General features: G+C 63.0%; 13 protein-coding genes. 8 read left to right on the forward strand and 5 right to left on the reverse strand.

Annotation, left to right across the window (positions count from 1 at the left end):
* Positions 1-21 precede the first annotated feature (21 nt).
* Positions 22-1440 carry an APC family permease gene (locus LMTR21_RS12275; RefSeq protein ID WP_065753138.1) on the reverse strand — a complete coding sequence of 473 codons (1419 nt, stop codon included), beginning with the start codon at positions 1438-1440 and terminating at the stop codon, positions 22-24.
* A gap of 269 nt (positions 1441-1709) precedes the next feature.
* Between LMTR21_RS12275 and LMTR21_RS12280 the strand changes: the two genes are divergently transcribed.
* The 5 genes from LMTR21_RS12280 to LMTR21_RS12300 all read left to right on the forward strand — a co-directional run bounded on the left by LMTR21_RS12280 (position 1710) and on the right by LMTR21_RS12300 (position 6319).
* Complete coding sequence (locus LMTR21_RS12280; RefSeq protein ID WP_065753139.1) at positions 1710-1961, forward strand: PepSY domain-containing protein; 252 nt, start codon at positions 1710-1712, stop codon at positions 1959-1961.
* Between the two features lie 331 nt (positions 1962-2292).
* A complete protein-coding gene (gene gcl / locus LMTR21_RS12285; protein WP_065753140.1) occupies positions 2293-4092 on the forward strand; it encodes a glyoxylate carboligase in 1800 nt (599 codons plus the stop codon).
* Between the two features lie 14 nt (positions 4093-4106).
* The gene (gene hyi / locus LMTR21_RS12290) at positions 4107-4892 is read left to right on the forward strand and encodes a hydroxypyruvate isomerase (protein ID WP_065753141.1); all 786 of its coding nucleotides are present in this window, start codon (positions 4107-4109) and stop codon (positions 4890-4892) included.
* A 26-nt stretch (positions 4893-4918) separates the two neighbouring features.
* Positions 4919-5806, forward strand: a complete 888-nt coding sequence (locus LMTR21_RS12295; RefSeq protein ID WP_065753142.1) for a 2-hydroxy-3-oxopropionate reductase — start codon at positions 4919-4921, stop codon at positions 5804-5806.
* Between the two features lie 129 nt (positions 5807-5935).
* A complete protein-coding gene (locus tag LMTR21_RS12300) occupies positions 5936-6319 on the forward strand; it encodes a DUF1236 domain-containing protein (protein WP_065753143.1) in 384 nt (127 codons plus the stop codon).
* A gap of 61 nt (positions 6320-6380) precedes the next feature.
* Here the strand turns inward: LMTR21_RS12300 and LMTR21_RS12305 are convergent, their stop codons facing one another.
* From LMTR21_RS12305 to LMTR21_RS12315, 3 genes are all read right to left on the reverse strand, one after another.
* Positions 6381-6734, reverse strand: a complete 354-nt coding sequence (locus LMTR21_RS12305; RefSeq protein WP_065753144.1) for a VanZ family protein — start codon at positions 6732-6734, stop codon at positions 6381-6383.
* 70 nt (positions 6735-6804) lie between these two features.
* On the reverse strand, positions 6805-7413 hold the full coding sequence (locus tag LMTR21_RS12310; protein ID WP_065753145.1) for a thiamine pyrophosphate-dependent enzyme: 609 nt from the start codon (positions 7411-7413) through the stop codon (positions 6805-6807).
* 8 nt (positions 7414-7421) lie between these two features.
* The gene (locus tag LMTR21_RS12315) at positions 7422-7976 is read right to left on the reverse strand and encodes a thiamine pyrophosphate-binding protein (protein ID WP_065753146.1); all 555 of its coding nucleotides are present in this window, start codon (positions 7974-7976) and stop codon (positions 7422-7424) included.
* A gap of 335 nt (positions 7977-8311) precedes the next feature.
* On the opposite strand from LMTR21_RS12315, the gene LMTR21_RS12320 reads away from it, so the two are divergent.
* The 3 genes from LMTR21_RS12320 to LMTR21_RS12330 are packed head-to-tail and all read left to right on the forward strand — an operon-like array spanning position 8312 to position 11095.
* Positions 8312-9361: a hydroxyacid dehydrogenase gene (locus tag LMTR21_RS12320; RefSeq protein ID WP_065753147.1), complete on the forward strand. Its 1050-nt coding sequence runs from the start codon at positions 8312-8314 to the stop codon at positions 9359-9361.
* Between the two features lie 18 nt (positions 9362-9379).
* Entirely contained in the window at positions 9380-10252 is an 873-nt protein-coding gene (locus LMTR21_RS12325) for an alpha/beta fold hydrolase (protein ID WP_065753148.1), read from the forward strand.
* A gap of 6 nt (positions 10253-10258) precedes the next feature.
* The gene (locus LMTR21_RS12330; RefSeq protein WP_065753149.1) at positions 10259-11095 is read left to right on the forward strand and encodes an SDR family NAD(P)-dependent oxidoreductase; all 837 of its coding nucleotides are present in this window, start codon (positions 10259-10261) and stop codon (positions 11093-11095) included.
* Between the two features lie 298 nt (positions 11096-11393).
* Here the strand turns inward: LMTR21_RS12330 and LMTR21_RS12335 are convergent, their stop codons facing one another.
* On the reverse strand, positions 11394-12683 hold the full coding sequence (locus tag LMTR21_RS12335; protein ID WP_065753150.1) for an aspartate aminotransferase family protein: 1290 nt from the start codon (positions 12681-12683) through the stop codon (positions 11394-11396).
* Positions 12684-12687 lie beyond the last annotated feature (4 nt).

The following is a 12687-nucleotide window of genomic DNA, read 5'->3' on the forward strand; positions in this document are numbered from 1 at the left end:
TTCTCTTCGTCCGGTGCTTCGCTAGTTCACAGGCCCCCCGCGACCCAAACCTTCCATATCGGGCTCCATTCTCTTCACCCCGGTCCGCCGGTTGACCATGATGGTTACGAGCCAGAGAACGATGCCGATCCCGATCAGGACCCCGGCGACCCGGTACTGAACAGGGTCGCGACCGGTCCAGGGACCCGCGAGGAAGGCGCAGAACACAGCGCCCAGGATCGGCAGAATGGTGGGCGTGCGGAAATGCTGATGATTTACAGCATCGCGCCGAAGCACCAGGACCGCGACATTCACCACCGTGAAGACGCATAGCAGGAGAAGCGCGGTGGTGCCGCCGAGTGCCGGCACTTCGCCGACAAACGTGATCAGGGCAAAGGCCAGCAGGGTGGTGAAGCCGATGGCGACATAGGGCGTCCGCCGCGTCTTGTGGACTTTCCCGAGGGATGGCGGAAGCACATGTTCGCGGCTCATGCCATAGACGAGGCGGCTGGCCATCAGCATATTGATGAGCGCGCTATTGGCCACGGCAAACATGGTGATGAATCCAAAGATCCAGATCGGGAAGTTCGGCGCGCCCTGCTGGACGACTTTCAACAGCGGTGTTTCGCCTTCGCCCAGTTGCTCCGGCGCCACCAGCGTGATGGACGAGATCGAGACCAGAACATAGATGAGGCCGGTAATCACCAGGCCCGCAAGCAGCACCTTTGGAAAGTGACGGGTCGGATCCTTGCATTCCTCGGCCATGTTGACCGAATCCTCAAACCCCACCATGGCAAAGAATGCCAGCGTGGTCGCGGCAATCACCGGCCAGAACATGCCGCCGTCCGGCGTCGAGCGAAACTGAACGACGCGCGAGACGTCACCCTGGCCCAACCCGATCGCCCAAAGGCCGATCGCGATGATGATCAGTAGCCCCGTCAGCTCCACGCAGGTGAGAACGACGTTGGCCTTCACGCTCTCACCGACCCCGCGGAAATTGACTGCGGCAACGATCGCCATGAAAGCGAGACCGGTCATCGTAATGCCAAAGCCCGTCAGGTTCAGCCCCATGGCGTGCGACATGTTTGCGGCGAAAGCCCGGGAAGCTGTTGATGCCGAGGTGATACCCGAGCACATCACCGCAAATGCGACGATGAATGTAATAAAATGGATGCCAAAGGCCTTGTGCGTATAGAGAGCCGCGCCTGCCGCTTTTGGATATTTCGTGACCAGTTCGAGATAGCTGAACGCGGTCATTAGGGCGACCACAAAGGCAACCAGGAAAGGCAGCCACACGACGCCGCCGACCTGTTTCGCCACCTGCCCTGTAAGTGCGTAAATCCCCGTGCCGAGAATGTCGCCGACAATGAACAGCAGGAGCAGCCAGGGGCCCATGACCCGATGAAGGCTCGGCTCAGCGCTGCTTGATTGGGGGGCGACGTTGGCGGGGATATCGGTCATCGCACGTCCTCTTTCAATCCGGTGACGCCAGATCAGTCTATCGGTAGTTGAAGGCGCTGTGCAATGATCCTCCCGGCGATTGGGGCGATGAGCCGGCGATTGGTTGCAGTGCGGAACCATTTCCAGCCGCAGGCATTCAACTCACGCACGGTTCGGTTCGCCGACAGACGGCATGTGAAGGCCTCGGCCGATACGCCGGGGCCCTTCTTCTGCTCCGCCCTGAGGCGAACGGGTTGGCTCGAGGCAGCTCCTACAGGAGGAATTCGATCATGCGATTGACTGTATCAACTGCAATCCTCGTCCTATCGGTGCTTCCCGCGTTCGCGGATCGCGCGGTCACTGAAGACGAGCGCGCAAAGCTTGTCGCCGCGGTTCAGGCAGAGGGATGCTCGGGCGGCAAGTTCGAAATGGATGAAGACGACCAGCAGTTCGAGGTCGATGACGCCGTCTGCGCGGACGGCAAGAAGTACGACCTCAAGTTCGATATGCAGATGAAGTTGAAGCGGAAGAATCTGGACTAAGCTGCGAGGCACACAGGACGTCATGCGAGCCTACGGGTCGCGCGAATGCACGCCCGATGACAGGCTGCGCGAAGCAGTCCATAGCGCCGCATAACGGATGGATGGATTGCTTCCGCTTTCGCTCTCCGAGCTACGGCGGACAAGTCGTCGCTTCTCTCCTCGCGATGACGGTGCTATCGATTTCCATCATGTTCATGAACCAAGCGTCTGATTTGTTGGGCGTTTCCGAGTTTCCTCCCACTCCGCGGGAAATAAAATCAGCCGCGTTGAGATCGCACCGCGCCACCGCGAAAATCGCCGTCAGAGCCAACACTGGTGAGCGAGGCGCGACATGGCGAAGATGCGGGCGATCGATGCGGCTGTGCGGATCCTGGAGAAGGAGGGGGTAACGATCGCCTTCGGCGTGCCGGGGGCCGCGATCAATCCGCTTTACTCCGCGCTGAAGAAGCGCGGCTCGATCGGGCACATTCTGGCGCGGCATGTCGAGGGTGCTTCCCACATGGCCGAGGGCTATACCCGCGCAAAGGCGGGCAATATCGGCGTCTGCATCGGCACCTCGGGGCCGGCTGGCACCGACATGATCACCGGGCTCTATTCGGCGATTGCGGATTCGATCCCGATCCTGTGCATCACCGGGCAGGCGCCGCGGGCGCGGCTCTACAAGGAAGACTTTCAGGCCATCGATATCGAATCCATTGCAAAGCCCGTGACCAAATGGGCGGTCACGGTGCGCGAGCCGGCGCTGGTGCCGCGCGTGTTCAGCCAGGCGTTCCACATCATGCGTTCGGGCCGTCCGGGCCCGGTGCTGATCGACCTGCCGCTCGACGTGCAGCTTGCGGAAATCGAGTTCGACGACGAGACCTATGAGCCGCTGCCGGTCTACAAGCCCGCGGCGACGCGCAAGCAGATCGAAAAGGCGCTGGAAATGCTCAACGCGGCGGAGCGGCCGCTGATCGTGGCGGGCGGCGGCGTCATCAATGCCGATGCGTCCGACCTGCTGGTGCAGTTCGCCGAGGCGGTCAACGTGCCTGTGGTGCCAACGCTGATGGGGTGGGGCGCCATCCCCGACGATCACGTGCTGATGGCCGGCATGGTGGGCTTGCAGACCAGCCACCGCTACGGCAACGCCACCATGCTGCAATCCGACTTCGTGCTCGGGATCGGCAACCGCTGGGCCAACCGCCACACCGGTTCGATCGAGACCTACACCAAGGGTCGCAAATTCGTGCATGTCGACATCGAGCCGACGCAGATCGGACGCGTGTTCAATCCCGATTTCGGCATTGTGTCGGACGCCAAGGCGGCGCTGGAATTGTTCGTCACCGTTGCCAAAGAGTGGCGCAAGGCCGGCAAGCTGCGGGAGCGGCAGGCGTGGCCGGCGGCGTGCCAGGATCGCAAACGCACGATGCTGCGCAAGAGCCATTTCGACGACATGCCGATCAAGCCGCAGCGCGTCTATGAGGAGATGAGCAAGGCATTCGGCCGCGACACCTGTTATGTGAGTGTGATCGGGCTGTCGCAGATCGCCGGCGCGCAATTCCTCGGCGTCTACGGCCCGCGCAACTGGATCAATGCGGGGCAGGCCGGTCCGCTCGGCTGGACGCTTCCCGCAGCGCTTGGCGTGCGCGCCGCCGATCCGACCCGCGACATCGTCGCGCTCTCGGGCGACTACGATTTCCAGTTCCTGATCGAGGAGCTCGCGGTCGGCGCCCAGTTCAAGCTGCCCTACATCCATGTCGTTGTGAACAACTCCTATCTCGGGCTGATCCGGCAGGCGCAGCGCGGCTTCGACATGGACTACCATGTCCAGCTTTCCTTCGAGAATATCAATGCGCCGGAGATCGGCGTCTATGGCGTCGACCACGTCGCGGTCGCCGAAGGGCTCGGCTGCAAGGCGATCCGCGTCACCGATCCGAACCACGCGCAGGCGGCGTTTGAGACCGCGCGCGAATGGATGGCCGAATTCCAGGTGCCTGTCGTCGTCGAGTTCATTCTCGAACGCGTCACCAACATCTCGATGGGCACCGAGATCGACAACATCATCGAATTCGAGGAGGTGCTCGACCTGCCGCTGGACGACACGCCGGCCAAATCGAGTGCGCCGCAATCCGGCAAGCTGCTGCCGGCATAACGGGAGATTCAACCGTGCCGAAATTTGCCGCCAACCTCACCATGCTGTTCGGCGAACAGCCGTTTATCGAGCGCTTCGCCGCCGCCAAGGCCGCGGGATTCAACGGAGTCGAATATCTATTCCCCTATGATTTCGACAAGGCCGATCTGCGCGAGCAGTTGCACCAGCACGGCCTGACCCAAGTGCTGCACAATCTACCGGCGGGCAATTGGGGCGCCGGCGAGCGCGGCATCGCCATCCTGCCGGACAGGGTCGACGAGTTTCGCGACGGTGTCGCGCGCGCCATCGACTATGCCAAGGCGCTCGATTGCCGCCAGCTCAACTGCCTCGTCGGCATCGCGCCCGACGGCGCGGATGCTGTCGATCTCAACGAGACATTGATCGGTAATCTGCGCTTTGCGGCGGATGCACTCGCGAAGGAGCAGATCAGGCTCCTGATCGAGCCGATCAACACGATCGATATTCCGGGCTTCTTCCTGAACAGGACGGCGCAGGCGCTTCAGCTCATCGCCGACGTGCGCTCGAGCAATCTGTTCGTGCAGTACGACATCTATCACATGCAGGTGATGGAGGGTGACCTTGCGCGAACCCTGCAAAAACATCTGCCGCGCATCGCCCATGTCCAGCTTGCCGACAATCCCGGCCGCAACGAGCCGGGGACGGGCGAGATCAACTATCCCTTCCTGTTCCGCCATCTCGACGCTATTGGTTATCGAGGCTGGATCGGCTGCGAATACAAACCGAGGACGACGACGGTCGAAGGTCTCGGTTGGCACGCCGCGTTGACGGCCGATACTTGAACAAGAAACGACAAAGGGGAGTTGAAATGACCAATATCGGCTTTATCGGTCTCGGCACCATGGGGCGCCCGATGGCGGGCCATCTCCAGGCTGCCGGCCACCGCCTGTTCCTGCATGATGTCGTGCCTGTCGCACCGGAGCTGGTTGCCGCCGGCGGCGTGGTCTGCAAGTCGGCCAAGGACGTCGCCGAGCAGGCTGAAATCGTCATCATCATGGTGCCGGATACGCCGCACGTGGAAGCCGTGCTGTTCGGGCCTGATGGCGTTGCGAAGGGACCCTTGAAGGGCAAGATCGTCGTCGACATGAGCTCGATCTCGCCGCTCGCCACCAAGGAGTTTGGCAAGAAGGTGGAGGCGCTCGGCGCCGACTATCTCGATGCACCGGTTTCCGGCGGTGAAGTCGGCGCCAAGGCGGCAAGCCTCACCATCATGGTCGGCGGGCCGGAGCGCGCGTTCAACGCCGTGAAGCCGATCTTCGACAAGATGGGCAAGAACGTCACCCTCGTCGGCGCCAACGGCGACGGGCAGACGACAAAGGTCGCCAACCAGATCATCGTCGCGCTGACGATCGAGGCGGTCGGCGAGGCGCTGTTGTTCGCATCGAAAGCCGGCGCGGATCCCGCGCTGGTGCGGCAGGCGCTGATGGGCGGCTTTGCCTCGTCGCGCATTCTGGAAGTGCATGGCGAGCGCATGGTGAAGCGCAACTTCGAGCCGGGCTTCCGTATCGAGCTGCACCAGAAGGATCTCAATCTGGCGCTGGAGGGCGCGCGGGCGCTCGGCATTTCCTTGCCGAGCACGGCGGTCGCGCAGCAATTGTTCTCGTCCTGCACCGCCCATGGCGGCAAGGCCTGGGACCATTCGGGAATGGTGCGCGCGCTCGAAATGATGGCAAGCCACGAGGTCGCCAAAGCCTGATTTCTTGTTTCTCCCTGTGACTGGAACCGCGTCGAAATTTCGACGCGGCTCTTTTTGCTGTCGCATTGGAACTGGAACTTCCCGTGCCGCCAATGATTGAAATGCATCATCGATTTACTGGAGGATGCAATGAATAATCGTTTGGCTGTTTCACTGATTGCCGCTTCACTGCTGATGCCGGGCGCGGCGTTTGCCCAGTCGACCACTGCGCAAGGCGCGGCGGAAGGCGCCGCGAGGGGTGGTGAAGCCGCTGGTCCGGTCGGCGCCATCGTCGGCGGTACCGTCGGTGCTGCGGTCGGCGCGGCCGTGGAAATTCCGAACGCGGTGATCAATTCGGTTCCGCGCGATCGCTCCGTGGTGGTGCGTGAGCGCGTAGTGGTGGGCGAGCCGCTGCCGCCAGCCGTTGAACTGCGCACGGTGCCGCAGCATACCGAATACCGTTATGCCGTGGTCAATGATCGCCGGGTGATCGTGGAGCCGCGTACGCGAAGGGTCGTGAGAATCCTCGACTGACGGGCCTAAGCTGTTGGCTGACATTCCTCGCGGGCGACGCCTGCGAGGAATTTTTTTGTGGTCACGGCAGCGATCGCTGCGTTCGCCTGAGCTTCCAGTCGAGCGCCGCGGCAACCAGGAGGCCGAGAGACGCGGCCAATGCGTCGACCACGAAATCTGACATCCGCGCATGCCGGCCGGGCGCCCAGAACTGCAGGATTTCGATCAGGCCGGTGAAGGCAATGACGAGGGTCGCCGTCAGCGAACGATTGCGCGTGTGCGCCAGCCCGAAGGCGAGCCCCAGCAGCATGAAGGCAAGCGCGTGCTCGCCGTTCTGTCCGAGATTCAAGTGCGGTCGCCGTTCGGCCGGTCCGAGGGTTGCGAAGGCAATGGCCGCGGCAAGGCCCCAGGCGATAAGTCGAGGGATGATCGTCATCGGGACGGCATAGCACACATTCCGTGCGGTAAGTCCATACGCACGATCGAGGCAATGTGTGGTTAATCCGTCAGAGCGGCTCCCTCACGCCCATACCGTGCATGAAGCGCTCCCGAATTTGCACGGGATCGCGACGGGTGGTGCCTGTGCCCGGCTTGTCGTCGATGCGCACGCCGATCAGGGTCGGGCCTGCGGCCGACAGGGACTCCTCGATAAGGCGCTCGAAATCGTCCTCGTCCGCCGCCCAGCTGCTGTTGGTGAGCCCGCTCGCGACCGCGATGGCGACGAGGTCGGCGACGGCTGCACCCGGCGTCGGTTGCGCGCCGGTGATCTGGTAGATGCCATTGTCCATCACTACCATGGTGAGGTTTTTCGGCGCCAGCGTCGCGATCGTCGAGAGCGATCCAAGCTGCATCAAGAGCGAGCCGTCGCCTTCGAGCGCGAACACCCGGCGATCGGGTTGCGCCAGCGCGACGCCGAGCGCGATCGGGAAGGCGAGACCCATGCTGCCGAGCATGTAGAAATTCTGCGGCCGGTGGCCGGCGGCCCACAGGTCGAAATTGGTGTTGCCGATGCCGCCGATCACGGCTTCCTCGTTCTTCAACTTCGCGATCAGCCGCGAGGTGAGATCGAAGCGGTTCATGACCTTGGTATTGCGGGCAGGATTATCGTTGTTCATGACATCGCTCACTTGTCGAAGACCTTGCCGCCGGTCAGCAGCGGCGAGAGGATCAGCGCCACCGGCGCCTGCGTGGTGACGGCCTGCTTGATGGAGCGGTCGGCGATGAATTCGAGTTCATCCAGTCGGGTGATGGTATGGTGCTCCATCGCCAGCGAATCCAGCACCGGGCGCATCGTGCGGCACACCAGCGACTGGCCGTAATTGAATTCGCCGAGCGTGCCGCGCTCGGAGACGAACATGATCAGCGGGATCTGATAGGGGATCGCCAGCGAGGCCAGGACGTTCGCGAGCGTGGCAAATCCGGATGTCTGCATCAGCACCGCGCTCCGCATGCCGCCCATCCAGGCGCCCGAGACGATGCCGACCGCTTCCTCCTCGCGCGCGGTGGCGAAGGTCGTAAAAAACGGGTCGGCATGCAGGTTCTTGATCAGCGGCGTCAGGACGCGGTCGGGCACGTAGGGGACGAGGCGGACATCGTTGCGCTTGAGGGTCTGCAGCACGATGCCGTGCCAGCTCTTGTCGGAGGCTTCGGGCGAGGTTTTTTCCTCTGCAACCGCCATTTTTGTCTCCCTTCGCCCGCGCTCTTTTGATTGGCGTTCGTCCTTGGAGCGGCGAACTTGACGCCCTCGGCGAGATTGTCAACATGTTCCGATCGTATCCTGCTCTGCGCCTCGCGCCGCTTCAGCCAGCATACGACCATGTGAGATAAACAAGAAAGAAATCGGGGAGGTGCCATGGCTGGATGTGTCCGGATTGCTGCCAATGCGTCGGCGCTGGCGGCCGTAACCACTTCGCCCATACTTCCGCCAAGACCTGCACCCTGATCTGCCGCGCGAGCGGCCACCCGTCAAACCACAAGCTCCACGTTATTCCGAACTGAAAGTGGCCAAGGAAAATGACCGTCAACAACAAGCGCGTGTTCTATGTCAAATATCTCGCCCACGAGATCTATGTCGATATCTTGAAGGCGCGCGCCGATGTGCGGCTCGACCGGCTGGAGAACGACAGCCCCGATACGATCGCAGCGCCGATCCTGTCGGCGGCGCATGCCTATCAGGTTGGAGCGGCGCGCGACGAGATCGCGAGGCACTTTCACGTCGATCAGGATCTGTTGCGGCGGGCGCCGAACCTCCTGATCGTCTCCTCGAACGGTGCGGGATTCGATCCCGTGGATGTCGATGCCTGCACGGCGGCCGGTGTGCTCGTCGTCAATCAAACCGGCGGCAACGCCAATTCGGTCGCAGAGCATGCGCTCGGCATGATGCTGACGCTGTCCAAGCGCATCCTCGAATCCGACCGTGCGCTGCGACGCCAGGCCAACGTCAATCGCAATTCGCTGATCGGCAATGAGGTGCAGGGCAAGACTGTCGGCATCGTCGGCATCGGCAATGTCGGCCGCCGCATCGCCGAGCTGTGCAAGGGCCTCTTGCATATGAAGGTGATAGCCTATGATCCCTATCTGACCGCGGAAGAAATCGCCGCCCGCGGCGGCGAGAAGGTGGAGCTGCACGATTTGATGCGGCGTTCGGATTTCGTTTCGATCTCATGCCCCCTGACCAAAGACAACCACCGCATGATCGGCGCCCGTGAGTTTGCGCTGATGCAGCCGCACGCATTCTTCGTCACTACGGCGCGGGGCTTCATTCACGATGAGGAAGCGCTGTACGAGGTGTTGCGCGACAAGCGCATCGCCGGCGCCGGCCTCGATGTCTGGGACAAGGAGCCGCCGCCGCCGGAGCATCCGCTGCTGCAGTTCGACAACGTGCTGGCGAGCCCGCACACGGCGGGTGTGACCAGGGAAGCGCGCATCAACATGGGCAAGATCGCCGCCGAGCAGATTCTCGATGCGCTCGACGGCAAGCGGCCGCCGCGCATCGTCAATCCCGAAGTGTGGCCCGACTACGCCAAGCGCTTCGAGCGGACGTTCGGATTTGCGCCTAAATAGGCCTGCGCGAGAGATACGATGGCCGAACCGGCAGATCGCTTTTATGAGTCGCAGGGGCTGCGGCTGCACTATGTCGACTGGGGCAATGTATCAGCACCGCCATTGATCCTGGTCCATGGCGGCCTCGACCACTGCCGCAACTGGGATGCGATTGCGCGAGAATTGCAGCCGCATTTTCATGTCGTGGCGCCCGATCTACGCGGGCATGGCGATTCCGAATGGGCGAAGGGCAGCAGCTACAGCCTGACCGACCATGTCTATGACCTTACCCGGCTGATACGTTTCGCGGAGTTGCGGGATGCAGCGATTGTCGGCCATTCGATGGGCGGCATGGTCGCGCTGGCCTATGCCGGGACCTATCCGGAGCAGGTTTCGCGTCTCGGCGTACTCGACGGCGCGTTCGTGTCGGGCTCGCAGCCGGTGCCGATCCACGAACAGATGACGCGCTGGATCGGCCAGCTCGACCGCATTGCGGAGCATCAGGAGAGTACGTTCCGCAACATCGAGGAAGCCGCGCAGCGGCTTTCAACCCGCAACAAGCGGCTGACGCCGGCACTGGCGCTTCACCTTGCCAGCCATGGCGTCCGGAAAGGTGCTGATGGCCTCTATCGCTGGAAGTTCGACCATTATCAGCGGGCGAGGGCGCCGTATCGGCTGTCATCGGACGAATATGTCGCCTTGTGGTCGCGGATCACCTGTCCGACCCTGCTGATGTGGGGCGACGAAAGCTTTCTGCCGGACCCCGAAGGCCTGCTCGCGCATTTCAAGCAGGCCGAACTGGTGAAGATCGCAGGGGCCGGGCACTGGCTTCACCACGACAGGCTGGAAGAAGTGTTGGTTTCGCTGCGCAAACTTCTGGGTACGCCGCAGGCCGCGCAAAACGTGGGATAAGAGACCATGACAGACAAAATTCGTTATGTGCGGCAGCTCAGCGCGGAATCTATGGGCGAGGCGCCGGGCCGCGGACGCCTTCAGGGCCGCAAGATTCTCATCGTCGGCGGCGGGCAGCGGACGTTCGACGCGGCCACCGATCCCGTCGGCAACGGCCGGGCGATGTCGCTGCTGTTTGCGCGGGAAGGGGCCCATGTTGCGGTCGCCGACGTGAACCGGGCCAGCGCCGACGATACCGTCCAGCGCATCGTTGCCGACGGTGGCAAGGCCTTTTCGATCGAGGCCGACATTTCGCGCGAAGACTCCGTGAATCGGATGATCGACGAGGCGCGCGAGGGACTCGGCGGGTTCGACGGCATGGTGCTCAACGTCGGCATCGGGGTTGGGGCGCTCGGCCTCGAAGGGGTCGATCTCAAGGAATGGAACGATACGTTTGCGGTCAACCTGACCGGGCCAATGCTCTGCTGCCGCAAGGCGCTCAAGCACCTCGCCGACGGCTCCCCGATTGTGTTCATCTCCTCGATCGCAGCACTTCGTTCCGGCTCGCAATTGATCGCCTATGACACGTCGAAGGCCGCGCTTGGCGGCCTGATGCGCAATGTCGCCAAGGAAGGTGCCCGGCGCGGCATCCGCGCCAACACCATTTGCCCCGGGCTGGTTGACACGCCGCTCGGCCGCCACACCAGCGCCGGCCGGCCATCGCGAAGCGCGGCGGGCGCGCCGTTCGGGCGGATGGCGACAGGGTGGGAAATCGCCTATGCGGCGCTGTTCTTCATTTCGGATGAGAGTGTCTACGTTAACGCCCAGACGCTGGCGGTCGACAGCGGCATCACCGGATTATAGGTCCGAAACGGACGAGAAAATTTGCTCCGCCCGCGGAGCGTTCACGGCAATAATTCCACTGCCAAACGGCACTCCGACGAGGCGCACGTTGCTATTTTCCCTGACATCTCGACTACTTAGCCGCGAGAGACCATTTTCCCCATGCGCCTTGCCCCCCGGCGCATATGGAAGACGAAGAGATGCGACAGGTTCGTTCATTGCTGAGCAGCGCGTCCTCCCGGATCGGCCGCCGGCTGTCCCAGATCGTGGCCATCGCGGCCGCCAGCCTGCCGTCCGCCGGCGCTTAAGCCGCGCGTCCTTATTGCTCTGACATCACGACCAGTTCGGCCAGCGCCTCATCGAGACGCTGGACGAGCACATCTGCATGCTCCGGGCCGAACACCAGAGGCGGCCTGATCTTGAGCACGTTGCCGTGCCGGCCGGCCGAGCTGATCAGCACACGCCGTTCGCGCAGCAGGTTTACGATGCGCGTGGCTTCCGCCGTGGCAGGTGTGCCGCTCGGCCCACCGCGTTGCAACTCGACGCCGACGAACAGGCCGGCGCCGCGGACTTCGGCGATCAACGCGTGCCGCGCCTGCAGCTCGGTGAGCCGCTTGATCAGATAGGCGCCGGTGTCTCGCGCGTTCGCGACCAATCCCTCTGCAGCGATCACGTCGAGAACCGCAATGCCGGCAGCCGCCGAAACCGGGTTGCCGCCAAAAGTGTTGAAGTAGCGCGACCTGCGGCCGAACTCCGCCAGCAGTTCCGGACGCGCCGCCATGCCGGCGACGGGATGGCCATTGCCCATCGGCTTGCCCATGGTGACGAGATCGGGAATGAGGCCGTGGCGCGCAAAGCCCCACATCCCTTCGCCGCAGCGGCCGAAGCCGGGTTGCACTTCATCGGCGATGAACAGCGCGCCGGCTGCGCGTGCGGCCTCGACCGCGGGGCGCAGAAAGCCGGGCGGATCGGCGAATACGCCGTCGCTGGAAAAGATCGTATCGACCAGCAGTGCCGCGGGGCGGATGCCGCTCTGCTTCATATCCTCCAGGGCGGCGCTGACGTGCCCGGCAAAGATTTCAGCGGCGTTTTTGCCTGAGCCCGGCGCCGGTATCAGCCGCGCGTGGCTTCCTTGCGGAAGCGCTAGGCCGAGCGAGGGCGACAATTCGGTAAGCGCGCTGGTGACGCCGTGATAGGCGTTTGCCGTGACGATGAAGCCGGTGCCGCCGGTGCAGGTTCGCGCCACCCGAAGCGCGAGGTCGTTGGCCTCGCTGCCGGTGCAGGTGAACATGACGTGGCTGACCTGGTGCGGAAACGTCGCCAGCAGCCGTTCCGCGAAGTCGAGCACGGTCTCGTGCAAATAGCGCGTATGCGTGTTGAGTACGGCGGCCTGTCGCGCAATCGCCTGCACGACGTGCGGGTGGCAATGCCCGACGGAGGCAACGTTGTTGTAGGCGTCGAGATAGCGATGTCCTGCCGTGTCGTATAGCCAGACGCCTTCGCCGCGGACGAATTGCGCGGGTTGTTCGTAGAAGAGACGGTATGCCGGACCGAGCAGGCGGTTGCGGCGCGCAATCAGGTCTTGTGTGGCCTCGTCGGCGGCGGACATCTCG

The organism is Bradyrhizobium paxllaeri (genome assembly GCF_001693515.2).
Lineage (GTDB): Bacteria > Pseudomonadota > Alphaproteobacteria > Rhizobiales > Xanthobacteraceae > Bradyrhizobium > Bradyrhizobium paxllaeri.

Coding starts and splice junctions, on each gene's coding strand:
- LMTR21_RS12275 (WP_065753138.1), bottom strand. CDS start 1,440: ATGACCGATATCCCCGCCAACGTCGCCCCCCAATCAAGCAGCGCTGAG.
- LMTR21_RS12280 (WP_065753139.1), top strand. CDS start 1,710: ATGCGATTGACTGTATCAACTGCAATCCTCGTCCTATCGGTGCTTCCC.
- gcl (WP_065753140.1), top strand. CDS start 2,293: ATGGCGAAGATGCGGGCGATCGATGCGGCTGTGCGGATCCTGGAGAAG.
- LMTR21_RS12295 (WP_065753142.1), top strand. CDS start 4,919: ATGACCAATATCGGCTTTATCGGTCTCGGCACCATGGGGCGCCCGATG.
- LMTR21_RS12300 (WP_065753143.1), top strand. CDS start 5,936: ATGAATAATCGTTTGGCTGTTTCACTGATTGCCGCTTCACTGCTGATG.
- LMTR21_RS12305 (WP_065753144.1), bottom strand. CDS start 6,734: ATGACGATCATCCCTCGACTTATCGCCTGGGGCCTTGCCGCGGCCATT.
- LMTR21_RS12310 (WP_065753145.1), bottom strand. CDS start 7,413: ATGAACAACGATAATCCTGCCCGCAATACCAAGGTCATGAACCGCTTC.
- LMTR21_RS12315 (WP_065753146.1), bottom strand. CDS start 7,976: ATGGCGGTTGCAGAGGAAAAAACCTCGCCCGAAGCCTCCGACAAGAGC.
- LMTR21_RS12320 (WP_065753147.1), top strand. CDS start 8,312: ATGACCGTCAACAACAAGCGCGTGTTCTATGTCAAATATCTCGCCCAC.
- LMTR21_RS12325 (WP_065753148.1), top strand. CDS start 9,380: ATGGCCGAACCGGCAGATCGCTTTTATGAGTCGCAGGGGCTGCGGCTG.
- LMTR21_RS12330 (WP_065753149.1), top strand. CDS start 10,259: ATGACAGACAAAATTCGTTATGTGCGGCAGCTCAGCGCGGAATCTATG.
- LMTR21_RS12335 (WP_065753150.1), bottom strand. CDS start 12,683: ATGTCCGCCGCCGACGAGGCCACACAAGACCTGATTGCGCGCCGCAAC.